The organism is Anaerotruncus sp. DFI.9.16, assembly GCF_024461615.1.
GTDB lineage: Bacteria > Bacillota > Clostridia > Oscillospirales > Ruminococcaceae > Anaerotruncus > Anaerotruncus massiliensis.
On the sequence record NZ_JANFZX010000003.1, the window covers coordinates 1 to 18,189 of the forward strand.

The 18,189-nt window shown below is 64.4% G+C and carries 10 protein-coding genes and 1 other annotated feature; of the genes, 5 read left to right on the plus strand and 5 right to left on the minus strand.

Annotated features, from left to right (window positions below; translation table 11 throughout):
• Positions 1-41: 41 nt before the first annotated feature.
• Positions 42-1,424 carry a TrpB-like pyridoxal phosphate-dependent enzyme gene (locus tag NE609_RS02575; RefSeq protein ID WP_256151606.1) on the minus strand — a complete coding sequence of 461 codons (1,383 nt, stop codon included), beginning with the start codon at positions 1,422-1,424 and terminating at the stop codon, positions 42-44.
• A gap of 71 nt (positions 1,425-1,495) precedes the next feature.
• Positions 1,496-1,743: a binding site (T-box leader), on the minus strand.
• 222 nt (positions 1,744-1,965) lie between these two features.
• On the opposite strand from NE609_RS02575, the gene NE609_RS02580 reads away from it, so the two are divergent.
• From NE609_RS02580 to NE609_RS02595, 4 genes are all read left to right on the plus strand, one after another.
• Complete coding sequence (locus NE609_RS02580; protein ID WP_121587411.1) at positions 1,966-2,556, plus strand: hypothetical protein; 591 nt, start codon at positions 1,966-1,968, stop codon at positions 2,554-2,556.
• Entirely contained in the window at positions 2,540-4,171 is a 1,632-nt protein-coding gene (locus NE609_RS02585; protein WP_305144831.1) for a GH3 auxin-responsive promoter family protein, read from the plus strand. Before NE609_RS02580 ends, NE609_RS02585 begins: the two co-directional genes overlap by 17 nt.
• Positions 4,168-6,687 (plus strand): HD domain-containing phosphohydrolase, encoded by a 2,520-nt coding sequence (locus NE609_RS02590; protein WP_256151607.1) that lies wholly within the window; start codon positions 4,168-4,170, stop codon positions 6,685-6,687. Before NE609_RS02585 ends, NE609_RS02590 begins: the two co-directional genes overlap by 4 nt.
• A gap of 218 nt (positions 6,688-6,905) precedes the next feature.
• Positions 6,906-8,219, plus strand: a complete 1,314-nt coding sequence (locus NE609_RS02595; RefSeq protein WP_121587407.1) for a cation:proton antiporter — start codon at positions 6,906-6,908, stop codon at positions 8,217-8,219.
• Positions 8,220-8,274: 55 nt separating this feature from the next.
• Here the strand turns inward: NE609_RS02595 and NE609_RS17575 are convergent, their stop codons facing one another.
• A complete protein-coding gene (locus NE609_RS17575) occupies positions 8,275-9,468 on the minus strand; it encodes a M23 family metallopeptidase (RefSeq protein ID WP_305144832.1) in 1,194 nt (397 codons plus the stop codon).
• 158 nt (positions 9,469-9,626) lie between these two features.
• Between NE609_RS17575 and NE609_RS02605 the strand changes: the two genes are divergently transcribed.
• Positions 9,627-10,601, plus strand: a complete 975-nt coding sequence (locus tag NE609_RS02605; protein ID WP_256151608.1) for a carbohydrate kinase — start codon at positions 9,627-9,629, stop codon at positions 10,599-10,601.
• 52 nt (positions 10,602-10,653) lie between these two features.
• Here NE609_RS02605 and NE609_RS02610 read toward each other — a convergent pair whose 3' ends face one another.
• The 3 genes from NE609_RS02610 to NE609_RS02620 form a co-directional block, all read right to left on the minus strand.
• Positions 10,654-13,332: a cation-translocating P-type ATPase gene (locus NE609_RS02610; RefSeq protein ID WP_256151609.1), complete on the minus strand. Its 2,679-nt coding sequence runs from the start codon at positions 13,330-13,332 to the stop codon at positions 10,654-10,656.
• Positions 13,333-13,482: 150 nt separating this feature from the next.
• The gene (locus tag NE609_RS02615) at positions 13,483-16,569 is read right to left on the minus strand and encodes an efflux RND transporter permease subunit (protein WP_256151610.1); all 3,087 of its coding nucleotides are present in this window, start codon (positions 16,567-16,569) and stop codon (positions 13,483-13,485) included.
• Positions 16,570-16,575: 6 nt separating this feature from the next.
• Positions 16,576-18,153, minus strand: coding sequence for an efflux RND transporter periplasmic adaptor subunit (locus NE609_RS02620; RefSeq protein WP_256151611.1), 1,578 nt, complete (start codon positions 18,151-18,153; stop codon positions 16,576-16,578).
• Between the last annotated feature and the right edge of the window lie 36 nt (positions 18,154-18,189).

Here is an 18,189-nt window from a genome sequence, read left to right on the forward strand (position 1 = left end):
CGCCGTCCATCCGGACGGCGCGCCGCTTTTATTTTGGGTGTTTACCGGACGCCGGGGACGGCGGGAAGCCCGTCGAAGCCCTTCTGCAGGTCGGCGTCGGTGGGGATGTAGTCGCTCATGGCGCCGTCATGGAAGGCGGAATAGGCGGTCATGTCGAAGTAGCCGGTGCCCGTGAGGCCGAAGAGGATGGTCTTTTCCTCGCCCGTCTCCTTGCAGCGCAGCGCCTCGTCGATCGCGGCACGGATGGCATGCGCGCTCTCGGGGGCGGGGAGGATGGTCTCCTGCTTGGCGAAGAAGACGGCGGCCTCGAACACCTTGGTCTGCTCGACCGACACGGCCTCCATGTAACCGTCGTGGTAGAGCTTGGAGAGGATGGGGGACATGCCGTGGTAACGCAGCCCACCCGCGTGGTTGGCGGAGGGGATGAAGCCGCAGCCGAGGGTGTACATGCGGGCGAGCGGGGTGATCCTGCCGGTGTCGCAGAAGTCGTAGGCGTACCGTCCGCGGGTGAGGGAGGGGCAGGAGGCGGGCTCGACCGCGACGATGCGGGGGTCGGCTCTGCCGGTCAGCTTATCCTGCATGAAGGGGGCGATGAGGCCGCCGAGGTTGGAGCCGCCGCCCGCGCAGCCGATGATCACGTCGGGGTACTCGCCGATCATCTCCATCGCGGTCTTGCTCTCAAGGCCGATGACCGACTGGTGGAGCAGCACCTGGTTGAGCACCGAGCCGAGCACATAGCGGTATCCCTCGGTGGAGACGGCCTTTTCGACCGCCTCGGAAATGGCGCAGCCGAGGCTTCCGCCCGTCTCGGGGTCGGCGGCGAGGATGCGGCGGCCGGCCTCGGTGGTGTCGCTCGGGCTGGCGACCACGTCCGCGCCGAAGGTCTGGATGACCGCCTTGCGGAAGGGCTTCTGGTTGTAGGAGACCTTGACCATGTAGACGGTCAGCGGCAGCCCGAAATAGGAGCACGCCTCGGCGAGCGCGGTGCCCCACTGGCCGGCGCCCGTCTCGGTGGTAAGCCCCCTGAGCCCCTGCCGCTTGGCGTAGTAGGCCTGCGCCACGGCGGAGTTGAGCTTGTGGCTGCCGGAGGTGTTGTTGCCCTCGAACTTGTAGTAGATCTTCGCCGGGGTGCCCAGCGCGCGCTCCAGGCTGTAGGCGCGGATGAGCGGGGAGGGGCGGTACATTTTATAGAACTCGCGGATCTCTTCGGGGATGTCGACGTAGCGGGTCACGGCATCGAGCTCCTGATGCGCCAGCTCGTCGCAGAAGACGGGGCGCAGGTCGGCCTCGGTGACCGGCCGCATCGTCGCGGGATTGAGCATCGGGTCGGGCTGTTCCTTCATATCGGCGCGCAGGTTGTACCACTGGCGGGGAATCTGGTCCTCGGAGAGATAGATCCTGTGCGGCACGTTGTTCGATTTCATGGCGGGTGCTCCTTTCAGATGTTGGATTTGCAAACAAACGGGCAAACAAAAAAGGCTTTTGCCCCAGCGACTGCTGGGACAAAAGCCTTGGCTTCTGCGGTACCACCCAAATTGGCGTCGAAACGCCCGCTCATTCCGCATACTGACATATGCGCTTCCTGGATAACGGGTGAAGATCCCGTCGGGCACTACTCGGGAAATCCCTTTCGTCCCGCCCTCGCGAGTCCATTCAGCCCGGGCCCTCCCGCCGCAATCGCACCGCCTGCGGCTCTCTGTGGGGATGGCGAACGCGCCTACTCTTCTCGGTCGTCGGTTTGCCGTTCGTTTGATTTAGAGAGATTATACAGCGGCGGGAAGGATTTGTCAACCACGATTTTTTCGCCAAAGGGAAACCTTACAACAGGGTGTAAAAAATTGACATGACATTTGTTGGATATTACCAGATTCAAATGTCGCATATTGCAGAAAAATGGAAAATATATTATAATTAAATTTACCAACTTATGGACAAACTGTGACAATGTGACAGGAGAAAACCGATTTGATGATCCTACTGCTGGGCTGCCTGAGTTTTCTGCTTTTCGTGCTCTGCGATCTGAACAGCGTCAATTGGGGAGTGCGCGCGCTGCGGCCCTGTTTTTTTGCCGGGTGCCTGCTGCTGGCGGGGTCCACGGCGGCGCTGCTCATCACCGCGCGCCCACGTTTCCTGCTCCCTGCGCCGCTGCGCGGGCTGACCGGTTTTTTGGGCGCTCTGTTCCTCCTCCTGCTCGTCTACTCCCTCTTTTTCGCGCTCCCCTTCCAGCAGACCTATCTGGAGGAGGCCGCCGAGCGCCGCGCGTACGACCGCGGGGTCTACGCCCTCTGCCGGCACCCGGGGGTGCTCTGGTTCATCCTGTTTTACCTCTGCTGCTGGCTGGTGCGGGGCTCGGACGCGCTCTTTTGGGCGTGGGTCCTCTTCAGCCTGCTCAACGTGGGATATATCGTGCTGCAGGACCTTTACATCTTCCCGCGCACCTTCGGCAACTACGGCGAATACCGGAAGACCACCCCCTTTTTGATCCCGAACCGCGCCAGCATGCGGCGCTGCGCGGCAACGATAAAGGCAGGAGAGGAGCATGGGCGTGAACTTTGAGGAGAAGCTCAGGAACCAGCAGTACGACGATCTCTGGCAGGAGTACTGCGGATTCCTGGACCTGGATATCGGCGGCTACATGCAGATCCAGAGAAGGCTGATGGAGGAGCAGATCGGGCTGTGGAGCGCAAGCGCGCTCGGCAAAAAACTCCTCGACGGCGGAAGGCCCCGGACGGTCGAGGAGTTCCGCCGCGCGGTTCCGCTGACGACCTTCGAGGACTACGCCGACGTCCTGCTGCAAAAGCGCAGCGAAATGCTGCCCGCCGAGCCGGTGGTCTGGATCCAGACCACCTGGGAGGGCGGCAAGCACCCGATCAAGCTCGCGCCCTATACGCGCGGAATGCTCGACGTCTTCAAGCGCAACATGGTGGCGGCGCTCATGCTGGCCACCAGCAAGCGCCCCGGCCAGTTTTCCATCGCGCCCTGCGACCGAACCCTTTACGGGCTGGCGCCGCTGCCCTATGTGACGGGGCTGTTCCCGCTGATGCTCGACGAGGAGCTGCCCCTGCGGTTTTTGCCGCCGGTGGACGAGGCGGTGAAGATGTCGTTCGGCGAGCGCAACAAAAAGGGCTTCGCGCTCGGCCTGCAAAACGGGCTCGACCTCTTTTTCGGGTTGAGCAGCGTCATCAGCTATATCACCACGAGCTTCACCGCGGGGGGCGGGAAATCGAAAAAGAACCTGCTCCAGTATTCCCCCGCCATGGTCTGCCGTTACCTCGCGGCCTCCTACCGCGCGAAGCGGGACGGCCGCACCGTGCAGCCGAAGGACATCTTCCGCCTCAAGGCGCTCATCTGCGCGGGCACCGACACAAGCTACTACAAGCCCTCGCTCGAGGAGGCGTGGGGGGTGCGCCCGATGGAGATTTACGCGGGCACCGAGCCGACGCTGATGGCGACCGAGACGTGGGCGCGCAACGGCCTCGTCTTTTTCCCCGACAACTGCTTTTATGAGTTCATCCCGGAGGGAGAGATGTATAAAAATCTCGACGACCGGACCTATCAGCCCAAGACCTGCCTGATGGACGAGCTGACCGCCAACCAGAATTACGAGGTGGTCATCACGGTGCTCAAGGGGGGCGCGTTCGTCCGCTACCGGGTGGGGGACGTCTTCCGGTGCCTCAGCACGGGCGGCGAGCAGGAGGGGACGCGCCTGCCGCGCTTCACCTTCGTGGACCGGATCCCCACCGTCATCGACATCGGCGGCTTCACCCGCATCACCGAGGACACGATCTCCGACGTGGTGCGCCTGTCGGGGCTGGGCATCCACGACTGGGCGGCGCGCAAGGAGTACAGCGCGGACAACCGCCCCTACCTGCACCTCTACCTCGAGATCGCCTCCGGGTCGCTCGAGGTGATGGCGGTGAACAAGCAGCTGCTCCGCGAGCATCTGAGCGTCTACTTCAAGTACTTTGACAACGACTACAACGACCTGAAAAAGATGCTCGGCATCGAGCCGCTGCAGATCACCATCCTGCGCACCGGCACCTTCGACGCCTTCCGCCGGGCGACCGGGCAGGAGGTCCGCCGGATCAACGAGTCGAGCTTCCGCATCTCCGAGCTGCTGCGTTTCCAGGAGCGGGACTATCCGCTGGAAAGGGGAGTCGTGACGCCATGATCCAGATTCCGTTCCTTTATGTCCCGATCGCGGGCGTCTGCTGCTACACCATCCTGCTGCTCGCGCTGGCCGCCGCCAAAAAGAACCGGCTCATCCGCTCCTTTATGAACCTGCTGGGCTGCTACCTGCTCTGGACGGCCGGATCGATGCTCATGCGGCTGCAGTTCTACCCCGGCTTTGAGCTGTGGTACGAGGTCTCGATCCTCAGCCTCTTCTGCATTCCGCTGCTCCTCTACAATTTCATCTTCAACTTCGTCGACGCGAAGGGCCGCTTCTTAAAGCGGCTGTGGACGGGCCTGACCGCCGCCACCCTCGTGCTGACCCACTTCGAGGTCTTCCTCAAGCGGCCCGTCTTCATCGACCTCGGCAACGGGACGGGCGTTTTCCGCTACGATACCGGCTGGGAAATCGCCATCCCCTGCGTGCTCTTTTTCTTCATCATCCTCTCGTCGGCGGTGATGCTCTTCAAGTCGCGGGAGCTCACCTCCGCCTGGACCCGCCCGATCGTGGTGGGCATCTGCTTTCTCTTTCTGGGCAACGTCCTGTCGATCGTGCCGGGCAACATCTTCCCGTGGGACACCCTGTCGGGCATCATCAACGCGGGCTACATGTTCTACGCCCTCTACCGCAAGCGGCTCTTCAGGCTGACGCTGCTTGTCTCGCGCGGCACGATGCTCGCGGCCAGCGCGGTGCTCGTGTCGGTGCTCTTCGCCTACTGGGCGGGCCCGCTCGAGCGGATGATTCTCGACTATTTCCCGCAGGTCCGGGGCTACCAGACGCTGATCATCGCGATCCTCTTCGCGGGGATCATCCTCGCCTCCTACAAGCTCCTCTACCGGGTGATGGACAACCTCTTCGTGCGGGATACGCAGGTGCGCGCGCAGCACCTCAAGGAGTTCAGCCTGCGCGCATCCAAGAGCCTCAACCTCGACGAGATCCTGCGCGAGCTGGTCGAGGTGGTCAAGGACACCGTCTCGGTCGAGAAGGTCTACGTCTGCCTCGAGGACAGCGGCGGCGAGACCTACCGCACCGCCTATTCGGCCAGCCCGCTCGACGTGAAATCCTTTTCCCTCCAGGCGGCCAACCCCTGCATCCAGTGGTTCCAGGAGCACGACGGCTGCCTGATGCTCCGGGACTTTCAGCGCAGCGTGCTCTATAAATCGATGTGGGAGTCGGAGAAGCAGATGCTGGCGAACATGCACATCGAGTGCATTGTGCCGCTCAAGAGCGACAGCGACCTCGTGGGCATCCTGTTGCTCTCCACCAAGCCCAAAAAGGGCGGTTACTCCTTCGACGACATCGCCTTCCTCGAATCGGTGCAGTCGGTGGCGTCGATCGCGATCAAAAACGCGAACCTCTACAAGAAGGCGTACGACGAGTCTCGCATCGATCCGCTGACCGGCCTGCTCAACCGGAAATCCTTCTATGAGAAGCTGGGGGAGGAGTTCGAGCGGTGCAAGAACCACTCGATCGCGCTCGTCATCCTCAACCTCGACGACTTCAAGCTCTTCAACCAGCTCTACGGCAACCGCGAGGGGGATGCGGCGCTCCAGCATGTGGCGCGGATCATCTCCACGACGCTGGGGAGCAACGGCTCCGCTGCGCGGTACGGGGGGAAGGAGTTCGCGCTCATCCTGCCCTTCTTCGACACGATGAAGGCGCTCAACCTCGCGGCCGACATCAAGGGCCAGATCGCCAACATGAACCGCGGCGTGGAGGGGGAGAGCCTCAAGGTCATCACCCTCAGCGGCGGCGTGTGCGTCTACCCCTACGCGGCCTCCAACCTCGCGCAGCTCATCAGCAACGCCGACATGGCGGTCTACAACGCCAAGCGCAGCGGCAAGAACAAGATCATCGCCTATTCGCTCGAGTCGCCCCTCTCCCAGGCGCCGATGGAGTCCCCGCTTATCGAGGGCGGGCGCTACGAGGAATACGCGCCGACCATCTTCGCGCTGACCGCCGCGATCGATGCCAAGGACCACTACACCTTCAACCACTCACAGAACGTGGCGGAGTACTCCACCGCGCTCGCGCGGGCGATCGGGCTGAACGCCGACCATGTCAAGATCATCTACGAGGCCGCGCTGCTGCACGACATCGGCAAGATCGGCATCCCCGAGCACATCCTGACCAAGCCGGGGCGGCTGACCCCCGAGGAATACAACATCATGCAGAAGCATGTGGAGAACTCGGTGGCGATGATCCGCCACCTGCCCTCGCTCGACTACGTGATCCCGGCCGCGATCGGCCACCACGAGCGGTGGGACGGCAAGGGCTACCCGCGGCGGATCGCGGGGGAGGACATCCCGCTGTCCGCGCGCTGCCTGGCGATCGCGGACGCCTTCGACGCGATGACGACCGCGCGCTCCTACAAGCCGGCGATGCCGGTGGAGTTCGCGATCGCGGAGATCGAACGCGGGGCGGGCACCCAGTTCGACCCCAAGCTCGCGCCCGTCTTTGTGGAGCTGGTGCGGTCGGGGAAGGTGCGCCCGAAGGAGGCCGTCCCCGCAAAATAGGAGAAACCGGACGCCCGGGCCGCTTCCGCGGCCGGGGCGTCCTTGTCGTATCCGCCAAAAACCGGCCGCGCGGCGGCTGTCAGCGTGGCGGATACGGAAAAAGTAGAGGTAATATTGCACAAAAACCATTAAAAGAACTTGCTAATTACGCCGAAAGGTCTATAATAAATAACTGTGAAAAAAGTGTGAGAAAATGGGGAAGGAAAGAGGAGAATCGAATGTCATACAAATTTCTGATGGACATCGCGCTCATTCTGGTGAGCACAAAGGTTCTGGGGCTCCTGACGAAACGCTACCAGATGCCCCAGGTCGTCGGCGCTCTGCTCGCGGGGCTGATCCTCGGCCCGGCGATGCTCAACGTCCTGCAGGCGACCGACTTTCTGGCGCAGGTGTCCGAACTGGGCGTCATTGTCATCATGTTTACCGCCGGTATGGGCACCGACATCCAGGAACTGAAAAAGACCGGGAAGGCGGGGTTTGTCGTCGCGCTGTGCGGCGTGCTCGTCCCGCTCGCGATGGGCGCGGGGCTGGCCTTCTTCTTCAACCGGGGCGAATTTGCGCACCCCGGAAGCGTCCTGCTCCAGAACATCTTCATCGGCGTCATCCTGACCGCCACCTCGGTCAGCATCACGGTCGAGACTCTCAAGGAGCTCGGCAAGCTCTCCACCAGGGTGGGCAACACGATCTTAGCAGCCGCCCTCATCGACGACATCCTCGGCCTGATCGCGCTGACCGTCGTGACGAGCCTGGCGGGCGCGCAGGTCAGCATGGTGGTTGTCTTTGTCAAGATCGTCGCCTTTTTCGTCTTCGTGGGCGTGGTCGGCGTGCTCGTCAGCAGGCTGCTCGGCTGGTATATGACCAAGGTCATGCACGACAAGGATCTGCACCGTTTCCCCCTGCTGGCCTTCGTCCTCTGCCTCGTGATGGCCTTTTGCGCCGAGGAGTTTTTCGGCGTCGCGGACATCATCGGCGCCTTTTCCGCGGGTGTGATCATCGCCACCACCCCCAAGGCAAAATACATCGAATCGAAATTTTCCCCGCTCTCCTACCTGCTGCTGACCCCGATCTTCTTCGCGAGCATCGGCATCAAGGTCGTGCTGCCCAAGATGGACGCGGCGATCGTGCTCTTCGCGGTGATGATGGTGCTGGTGGCGGTCGTCTCCAAGCTGATCGGCTGCGGGCTCGGCGCGAAGCTCTGCGGATTCACCAACCGCCAGTGCGTGCAGGTCGGCTTCGGCATGGCCTGCCGCGGCGAGGTCGCGCTGATCGTCGCCAACAAAGGCATGGCGATGGGGCTCATGCCGCCCGCCTTCTTCGGCCCGGTGATCATCATGGTGGTCTGCGCGGCGATGCTGACGCCCATCCTGCTCAAGCTGGTCTTTAAGCCCGCCAAGGGCGAGGCCCCCGAGGAGATGGAGCAGAGCGACCTGGTCGACCGCTACGACGAGGTCGAACAGCTCGACTACGTGTCGCAGGGACTGCTGGCCGCCAACGACAAGCTACGTGAAAAGAACCAGAAGAAAAAGGACTAGGAACCAAAATAAAAAGCCCCCGGCCGCCGGCCGGGGGCTTTTTTGCCGCTGCGCGTCAGATGCCGGGATCGAAGGCGGTCCACGGGTTCACGAAAACGTTGTTCACCGCCAGCGCGAAGTGCAGGTGCGGCCCGGTCGAATAGCCGGTGGTGCCCACCTCTCCGATCTTGTCGCCCTTTTTGACGGCGTCGCCGGCGGAGACGGAGAGAGAATCCATGTGGTAGTAGAAGCTCTTGAGGCCGTAGCCGTGCTCGATGACGACCGTGTTGCCGGTGAGCTGGATGCGCTCGGCGAAGAGCACGCGGCCGTTGTTGGCGGCGAGCACGTCGGTGCCCGTTTTGGCGGCGATGTCGATCCCCCCGTGGCGGGAGGGGGTCGGGTCGTCGTTGGTGTAGCGGATGCAGCCGAACTGGGTGGTGATCTCGCCGGAGACCGGCTGGAGGAAGGGGTTCTCCCAGTACTGCACCGGGTCGGCGACCGCCTTGAGCGGCTCGACCTTCTCCTCCCATTCGGCGTTTGCGGCGGCGGAGAGCGCCGTCTCCTCCGCCGTGGCGGCGTCCATCTCGAGGTACTGCACCTCGAATTCCCGCTGCTCGACGACGATCTCGCGGGTGAGGACCTCATCCCCCGCCGTGACGGTGAGGCCGTAAACGCCCGCCGGGGTGGTGTAGCGCACCGGCAGCAGCGCGATCTGGCTTCCGTCTCCGGCGGAGAAGAAGCGGGGCGAGAACCCGAGGTCGCTTTCGGCGGAAAGCTCCGCGCCGTCGGCGTAGAGGGTGCGCAGGACGACCGTCTCCCCCTGCCGCGCGGCGGCGTTCAACGAGAGCTGCACCGGGAACGCGCAGTCGACCGTGAAGCGGTAGAGGGTTCCGCCGGCGGCGGCTTCGTAGGCATAGCCGCCGTTTCGCGCCGGCAGAAAACCGCCAAGCTCCCCCGACTCCCCCGCGAAGACGGTCCCGCCCCCTGCGTCGGTCACGGTGACCGCGTACCCGCCGGGAAGAAGCGGCAGCTCCGCCGGGTCGGAGACCGGAAAGACGGGCGCTTCCGCGCCCGCTTCCACCAGCTCGGCCCGATCCCCGAGGGAAACGGCGAGCGGCGGGGCGGGTTCGAGCGCCTCCGGCGCGGCCGAAACGGCGGACTCCGCCGTGGAAGGAGCCCGACGCGCTTCCGGGGAGGGCAGGCGGGCGGCGCAGGCCGTCAGCAGAAAAGCCGCGGCCAGGGCGAGGACGCGGACGAGATGACGCTTCATGTGAAAACCTCCTTTGCGGGGATATCCTTTTTCCATCCTATCATGGATTGCGTCCGGGCTCAACCGCCCGGGCGTGGAAATTTGAAAAAACAGGCAGGAAAATCTCCCCTTCCCGCAGCGGATATGCTATACTGTGGAAAAAGACGGGAGGGCTGAATATGTACGACGTAGTGGCGGTCGGCGAACTGCTGATCGATTTTACCCCGGCCGGAACGAGCGGCCGCGGAGCGGCGCTCTTTGCGCGCAACCCGGGCGGGGCGCCCGCGAACGTGCTCGCGGCGGTCACCCGCCTCGGCGGAAAGACCGCTTTTATCGGCAAGGTGGGGGAGGACGGCTTCGGGCGGTTCCTCCGGGATACCCTCGACGGCCTTGGGATCGACACCTCCGGGCTTGTCATGACGGGGGAGGTCCCGACCACCCTCGCCTTCGTCCAGCTCGACGAGCGCGGAGACCGCTCCTTCAGCTTCTACCGCAAGCCGGGCGCGGACATCATGCTCTCGCCCGGAGAGGTGAAGCGGGAGCTCACCGGACAGGCGCGGATCATGCATTTCGGCTCGGTGTCGCTCACCGACGAGCCGAGCCGTTCGGCGACCCTCGCGGCGGTGCGCGCCGCGAAGGAGGCCGGCGCGGTCGTCAGCTACGACCCCAACTACCGCCCGCTCCTGTGGGAAAGCCCCGGCGAGGCGAAGCGCTGGATGCGCGAGGGGCTCTCCCTCGCGGACATCGTGAAGGTGTCCGACGAGGAGCTTACGCTGCTCACCGGCGAAACCGACCTCGAACGCGGCTCCCAAAAGCTCCTGGAGGCGGGCGCGTCCCTCGCGCTCGTCTCGCTGGGCGCGAAGGGGGCGTTCTTCCGGCTCGGGGAGCTGTGCGGGCGCCAGCCGACCTTCGACGTCAGGACGGTCGACACCAACGGCGCGGGGGATTCCTTCTTCGGGGCGGTGCTCTACCGCCTCTGCGGAAAGTCCCTCGCGGAGATCCGGAGCCTCACCCGGGAAGAGCTGGAGGACGTGCTCTCCTTCGGCAACGCGGCGGGTTCGATGACGACCACCCGCCCGGGCGCGATCCCCGCGCTGCCCACGATGGAGGAGGTGCTCGCCTGCCGCGCGCACACGCCGCTCCTGCTGAGATAGGGTATGGAACCCCCCCCGCGGCCCGCCGCCGGGGGGGGGGCTTTTTGCGGCGTTACCGCGCGGAGGCAAGCTCGCTGGCGGTGGCGACCGTGTGACGGGCGGTGCGGTTTTTGACGCCGAGGATGACGCCGGACACGATCGGGACGAAGATGCAGTAGGAGGCGACGGTCACGAGCTGGGAGAGGGTGAGGGGGACGGCGCGGAACATTGGGGCCAGCAGGGGGTTGTAGATCGCGAAATACATGATCACGGCGGAGCTGAGCACCGCGCCCACGAGCTTGAGGTTGTTGAAGGGGTTGATCGCGAAGATACTTTTTGTCTCGCTCTTGCACTCGAAGACGTGGATGAGCTGCATCATGACGAGCGCGAGCAGCGCGCCGGTGCGGGCGGTGTGCAGGTCGCCGCAGGAGCGGATGAGGGAGGTGAACACCCCGAGGGTGCAGATGCCGATGAGCAGTCCGCGGATGACGATCGTGAAGCCCAGCCCGTTCGAGAAGACCGATTCGTCGGCGCGGCGGGGTTTTTCGCGCATGACGTCCTTGTCGGGGGGCTCGAGGCCGAGGGCGATGGCGGGCAGCCCGTCGGTGGCGAGGTTCACGAGCAGGATCTGGATGGGCAGCAGCGGGACCGGCATGCCCATGAGCATGGCGAAGAACATCGTGACGACCTCGCCGATGTTGCAGGAGAAGAGGTAGCGGATGAACTTGCGGATGTTGCGGTAGATGACGCGGCCTTCCTCGACGGCGGCCACCAGCGTGGCGAAGTTGTCGTCCATCAGGATGACCGACGACGCCTCCTTGGTGACGTCGGTGCCGGTGACGCCCATCGAAACGCCGATGTCCGCCTCCTTGACGGCGGGCGCGTCGTTGACTCCGTCGCCTGTCATCGCCACGACGTTGCCCTGCTTTTTAAGGGCGCGCACGATCCGCAGCTTGTGCGCGGGGGTGACCCGCGCGAAAACAGAGATGCGCTTGATTTCCCGGGCAAGCGCCTCGTCGCTCATCCCGTCGAGCTCGCCTCCGGTGACGACCCGGTCGCCCGGCTGGTAGATCGAAAGCTCGGCGGCGACCGCCTTGGCGGTCACAGCGTGGTCGCCGGTGATCATGACCGGCCGGATGCCAGCCTCGCGGCATTTGGCGACCGCGCCGTAGGCCTCTTTGCGGGGCGGGTCGAGCATGCCGGCGAGCCCCGTGAAGATAAGCCCCTGCTCGCCGCGGTCGTCGGGGGAGGAGGCCTCCCGGTAGGCGAAGCCGAGCACGCGCAGCGCGCGTCCCGCCATCGCCTCGTTTTGGGCGGCGATCTGCCTGCGCAGTTCGGGGGTGAGCGGGACGATCCCGGATTTGGTGGCACACCGGGTGCACCGCTTCTGAAGGATGTCGGGCGCGCCCTTGGTGAAGAGGAACCGCCTGCCGTCCTCCCGGCGGACGATGACGGACATCATTTTGCGGGTGGAGTCGAAGGGGATCTCCCCCTCGACCTCGTAGGGGCGGGACTCCCGGTAGAGCCCCGCCTTGGCGGCCATGACGAGCAGGGCGGCCTCGGTCGGTTCTCCGAACACCTCGAGCTCGCCGCCCCTGGAGAGCCCCACCAGCCCGCGCAGCCCCTCCCGCTTTGGGGTGACGGAGGCGTTGTTGCAGAGCAGCGCCACGTCGAGCAGCATCGCGGCGGAGGGGAAGTCGCAGGGCTCGACGGCGCGTCCGTTGAGGGTAAACTGCCCGGTGCTCTCGTTGCCCGCGCCGCTCACCTCCAGGCGGCAGTCGAGGGTCTGGACCGCCTTGACGGTCATGCGGTTCTCGGTGAGGGTCCCGGTCTTATCCGAGCAGATGACGTTGGCGCAGCCGAGCGTCTCGACGGCGTGCAGCCGCCGGATGAGGGCGCCCCGCTTGACCATCCGCCCGACCGAGAGGGCCAGCGCGATCGTGACGACGGCGGGCAGGCCCTCGGGGATGGCGGCGACGGCCAGCGAGATGCCGGTGAGCAGCATATTGAAGGGGTCCTCGCCGCGCAGGATGCCAGTGACGGCGACGACGCCGCAGATGACGAGGCAGGCCACGCCGATGACCTTGCCCATCTGGGCGAGGCGCTTCTGGAGGGGGGTGGGCTGCGCCTCAATGCCGCCGAGCATGTCCGCGATCTTACCCATTTCGGTGTCCGCGCCGGTGGCGGAGGCGCGGCAGATCGCCTTGCCCTGGGTGACGAGGGTGCCCATGTAGACGAGGTTCTTTTTGGCGGGGGCGGCGGGGTCGGCGGCGGGGGACTTTTCCACGCCGGCGGATTCGCCGCTGAGCATCGATTCGTCGCAGAGGATGCCGCCGCCCCCGAGGATGCAGCCGTCGGCGGGGACGCGGTCGCCCGCCTTGAGGCAGAAGATGTCCTGCGGAACCACCTCGCTGGCGGGGATGCTCCGGGCCTGCCCGTCGCGCACGACGACCGCCCAGGGCGCGGAGAGCTCGCCGAGCTTTTCGAGGGTGCGCTCGGTGCGGTACTCCTGGAAGAAGCCGAGCAGGGCGTTGATAAAGACGATCGCGACGATGGTGAGCGCCTCGGTATATTCCCCCATCAGCGCCGAGACGACCGTCGCCGCGAGCAGGATCATGATCATGGCGTCGCGGAACTGTCCCGCGAAGATTTTGAGCATACCGGCTTTCTTGCCCGCGCGGATGCGGTTTTCCCCGTGCTCGGCGAGCAGTTTTTCGGCCTGTCGGCCGGTCAGTCCCTGATAGTCCTCCATAGGATGTTTCAGTCCTTTCCCGTCAATACTCTTGTCCCTAATATCTATTCCGGACACGTATGGGATATGCCTTCGCGGGGAAGGGCGGAGGGACGCGAAACGCCCGCCCCGCGCAGGCGGGACGGGCGTTTTCATGCGCAGAAATGCGGGTCAGAACTGCGAAAGCTCCTCTGGGGTGAGATCGCTCGCGGGCGGCTTCAGCGCCGCCTCGGGGTCGGTGTCGTTGTTCTTGCGGGGTTTGCCCCGGAAGAGCAGGTAGAAGGTCGGCAGAAGCAGCAGCGTCAGCACGGTGGAGGCGGTCAGGCCGCCGATGATCACGATTGCCATGCCCTGCATCGCCTCGGCGCTGCTCCCGATCGCAAGGGCCATCGGGAGCATCGAGAGGACGGTGGTCAGCGTGGTCATCAGGATGGGGCGCAGGCGGCTGCGGCCCGCGTAGATGAGCGCGGTCTCGGCGTCCATGCTTCCCCGGTAGCTGTTGGCGGTATCGATGAAGAGGATACCGTTGTTGACGACGGTGCCGACGAGCATCAGGAAGCCCATCAGAGAGGGCATGCTCATCGTCACGCCCGACAGCAGCATCAGCCCGAAGGAGCCGATGAGGGAGAAGGGGACGCAGATCATGACGATGATTGAGAAGCGCGCGGATTCAAACTGCATCGCCATGACCATGAAGACGAGCAGGATCGCGGTGAGGATGGCCCCGCCGAGGGCGGAGAACTCCTCGTTCATGCTCTCCATCATGTCGCTTGTGGCGATCGAAACGCCGATGGGCAGGATGCCCTCGACCGACTTGGTGACCTCCTGGGTGATCTTCGCGGCGTTCCTCTCGGCGGCGGTGGTGAGCTGGCCGGAGACGGTCACGATGTACTGGTTGTTCTGGCGGTCAATCTGGAGGGGCGCGTTGGAGTACTCGATCGTCGCGATGTCCAGGAGCGGGACCTGCCGGCCGCCGGGGGCGGTGAGCATCAGCCCGGACAGGTCCGCGACCGTCTGGTAGCGGTCCTTGGGGTACTCGATGCGGATGTCGTACTCCTGTCCGTTGACGCGCAGCGTGTCGGGGGAGTTGCCCTCCATGATGTTGTAGACGGTTCCGATGACCTGCTTCGGGGTGAGCCCGACGGCGGTCGCCTTGATCGGGTCGACCTTGATCTCCGCCTGCGGGTCGCCGGAGGAGACGGCCGAGGTAACGCGCACGACTTCGCCGCGCCCGCGCAGCTGCTCTTCGATCTGCCTGGAGACGCCGCGCAGGGTGTCGAGGTCGTTGCCCTGGATATTCACGTCGACGCTCGAGCCGCCGCCCATCATCGACATCATGCTCGAGGCGCTCACGTCGACGTCGTAGCCGACCGTGTTGGCAGTCTGGGCGCGCCAGATGTCGACCCATTCCTTGGTGTTCTTCTCGCGGTCGCCCCGGAGATAGACGGAGATCGAACCGCCCCCGCCCGACGAGAGCATCGAGCCGCCGCCGCTCGACAGGGAATAGCGCTCGACGTCGGGGCATTCGGCGACCATCGTTTCGAGGCCGGTGAGGATCCTGTCGACCTCCTCGAGCTTGAGCCCCGGCTTGGTGTCGACCGAGATCGAGATGGAGCCCTGGTCGATGTCGGGCATCAGCTGCATCGGGATGAAGAAGACCATGCCGACCGAAACGACGAGCAGCACGACGGAGACGATGACGACCAGCGCCTTGTGGCGGAAGGTCTTTTTGAGGAAGCCGCCGTAGGAGACCTCCACCTTTTTGAGCCAGAGGCCGAACCTGCCCTCCCGCTCGACCGGCTTGAGGCGGCAGAACATGAGCGGGACGATGGTCAGCGCGGAGATGAGCGACGCGGTCAGCGAGAAGATGATCGTGAAGCCCAGCTGGCGGAACATCTGTCCGGACAGGCCCTTCAGGATGCTGATGGGCAGGAAGACGACGATGGTGGTGATCGTCGAGGCGATGATCGAGCTGGTGACGAACTTCGCGCCCTCGAGCGCGGCCTCCCGGTGGGTGAGCTGGCGCTCCTGCCGCTGGAAGCAGCTTTCGAGCACGACGATCGAGTTGTCGACCATCATGCCGACGCCGATGATGAGCCCTCCGAGGGAGACGACGTTGAAGGAGAAGCCCATCATGTTCATGAGGATGAGGGTGGTGAGCACCGAGACGGGGATCGAGCTTCCGACGATGAGGGAGGCGCGCCAGTCCCGGAAGAAGAGGAAGAGCACGATCATGCAGAGGATGACCGCGCCGATCAGCGTCTGGATGACCGTCTTGATCGAAGCGAGGATCTGCTCGCTCGAGTCGTTGATGACCGACATCTCGATGCCGATGTTGCTGGCGTTGATCTTGTTCATCGTGTCGATGACCGCGCGGGAGACGTCTACGGTGCCGGCGCTCTGCCGCTTGGTGATCGAGATCATGACCGTCTCATGGCCGTTGTAGCGGCTGATCGAGCCGGCCTCCTCGGTGCCCTGGTAGACGTTCGCCACGTCGGACAGGTGGATGACCTGGCCGGTGGGGAGGGTGATGGGGATGTTTTTGAGCGATTCGACGGTGTTGTAGCTGACGCCGCCGCGCAGGGAGAGCTCCTGGTCGCCGCGGTCGACGCTGCCGGCCGGGATGGAGAAGTCGGCGGCGCCCACGAACCCGATGATCGTATTCATGTCGAGCTTATACTGCTTGAGGCGCTCCTCGTTGAGGGTGACGCTGATGTAGTCCTTCTGTCCGCCCATCACGTCGGCGGTGGCCACGCCCGAGAGCTTTTCAAACTCGGGCTTAACGTCGTCGTCGATGAGGCGGAGCAGGTCGACGTCGCCCGTGGCGTTGGCGGAGAGGACGATGCTCGGCATCATGTCCATGCTGACCTCGATGATGGTCGGGGTCTGGGCGTCGTCCGGCAGGGTGCTCTTATACATGTCGAGCTTCTCCTGCAGATCCATGTGCGCCACGTCCATGTTGGCGCCGTAGTCCATCTCGAGCATGACGATCGACATGTTCTCCTTGGACTGCGAGGTGACGTTCTTGACGCCGCTGAGGCTCGCGGCCGAGTCCTCGATGACCGAGGTGACGAGGTCGTTGACCTCCTCGGGCCCCGCGCCCGGATAGATGGTGAGGATGATCATGGCGGGCATCTCCATGTCGGGCATGAGCTCGAGCGGGGCCCCGAGCATGGCCGAAAAGCCGAAGACCACCAGCGCCAGCACGACGATGAACATCGACACAGGGCGCCTGATCGCAAGTTTCGTTAAATTCATAGGGCGTCAGTCCTCCTGTGCGCCGCCGGAAGCGGCGTCGGAAGCGGCGGCGTCCGGCTCGGCCTGCTGGCCTTCGGAAGCGGCTTTTGCGGAGGAGGCCTCTTCGGAGGCGGTGGAAGAGGCGGCCGCGGCCTCGGCCGCCGGGACGACGGCGGCGCCGTCGGTGAGGTTGGGGTGCCAGGTGGAGATGATCCGGGAGGCGGCGGTCAGCCCGGACGTGACCTCGACCGACTCCTCGTTGGAGATTCCCGTCTCGATAAAGGTTTTGACCGCATGGCCGTTCTCGAGCAGGTAGACATACGCCGCGCCGTCCTCATAGTAGACGACGCTCTGCGGGATGAGCAGGCTGCCGCGCGCCTTGGCGGTGTCGGCGGTGACCTTGACCGAAAGCCCGGTCAGAAGGGCGCCGTCGTCCCCGTCGGCGGAGGCTTTCACCTTGAAGAGTCCGGTGGCGGGGTCGACCATCGTGCCGACCTCGGCAATGGTGCCCTTATAGGTCCTGCGGCCGTTTTCGATCGTGACCTTGTCGCCGGCCGCCATCTGGTCGACCGCGTCGGCGGGGACGTAGAAGGTGACCATGAGGGTTGATTTGTTGGAGACGGTGTAGGCGGGGCTCGACTGGGAGACCAGCCCCTGCTCGGAGACGTTTTTCTGTTCGATCACGCCGTCGATCGGGGAGGTGACGCGGGTGTATTCGAGCTGCTTGGCCTGCGCCTCAAAGGCGGCGGTCGCCTGCCCGAGGGAGGCCTTGGCGACCTTGATCGCGTCGTTATGTACCGCGTCCTTGGTCAGCTCGTAGATCTGCTCGGCCGACTCGTAGGCGGTCTGCGCGTTGCGCACGGCGGTGCGGAGCTGCTTATGCTGCGCGTCGTCGCCGTCGTCGAGATCGTTGTAGTTGGCGCGCATCATCAGGTACTGGGCTTCCGCCTGGTCGTAGGAGGCCTCAAGCCCCTGCTTCTGCGCCAGCAGACGTGCGACTTCATCCGGGTCCCCGGCCTCCTGCGCCTGCTTGATCGCCGCGTCTTTTTCGGCGATCTGCTGTTTCAGGCTCTGCATCGACTGCTGGAAGGCGGCCATGCCGTTCGAGATGTCGTCCATCGAGTCCTCGGTGCCGTCGTTGTAGTCCCGCAGGCTCTGGCGGGCGTTCGAATAGGCGTTCTGCGCCTGCTTGAGCTGGCTTTCGAGCTGGATCATCTGCATGTCGAAGGAGCTGCCGAGCGCCTGGTCCATCTGGGCCTGCGCGCTCATGAGCTGCGCCTGCGCGATGTTCACCGACAGCTGGATGTCGGAGGGGTCGACTTCAAAGAGGAGCTCGCCCTTTTTGACCTCGTCCCCGACGTTTTTATGGACGGCCAGCACGGTGCCGGCGACCTTCGGGAAGACGCTGACGAGCTCATCCGGTTCAACGGTGCCGATGAACTCGGTGCTGAGGGAAAGGTCCCCCGTTTCGGCGGTCACGGTTTCCACATAGATGCTTTTCTCCTGGACGGCCGTCTCCACGGCCTTGGGGGCGCAGCCGGCGGTTCCGGCCATCAGGCAGGCCGCCGTCAGGCAGGCTGCGAAGCGCGTGCGGTTTTGGTTCATGCGGATATCCCTCCAAATGATATAACAAAAATACAA

Excerpts from the sequence above, each read along its gene's own strand:
- NE609_RS02575 (WP_256151606.1), bottom strand. The coding sequence starts at position 1,424 with ATGAAATCGAACAACGTGCCGCACAGGATCTATCTCTCCGAGGACCAG.
- NE609_RS02585 (WP_305144831.1), top strand. The coding sequence starts at position 2,540 with ATGGGCGTGAACTTTGAGGAGAAGCTCAGGAACCAGCAGTACGACGAT.
- NE609_RS02590 (WP_256151607.1), top strand. The coding sequence starts at position 4,168 with ATGATCCAGATTCCGTTCCTTTATGTCCCGATCGCGGGCGTCTGCTGC.
- NE609_RS02595 (WP_121587407.1), top strand. The coding sequence starts at position 6,906 with ATGTCATACAAATTTCTGATGGACATCGCGCTCATTCTGGTGAGCACA.
- NE609_RS17575 (WP_305144832.1), bottom strand. The coding sequence starts at position 9,468 with ATGAAGCGTCATCTCGTCCGCGTCCTCGCCCTGGCCGCGGCTTTTCTG.
- NE609_RS02605 (WP_256151608.1), top strand. The coding sequence starts at position 9,627 with ATGTACGACGTAGTGGCGGTCGGCGAACTGCTGATCGATTTTACCCCG.
- NE609_RS02610 (WP_256151609.1), bottom strand. The coding sequence starts at position 13,332 with ATGGAGGACTATCAGGGACTGACCGGCCGACAGGCCGAAAAACTGCTC.
- NE609_RS02615 (WP_256151610.1), bottom strand. The coding sequence starts at position 16,569 with ATGAATTTAACGAAACTTGCGATCAGGCGCCCTGTGTCGATGTTCATC.
- NE609_RS02620 (WP_256151611.1), bottom strand. The coding sequence starts at position 18,153 with ATGAACCAAAACCGCACGCGCTTCGCAGCCTGCCTGACGGCGGCCTGC.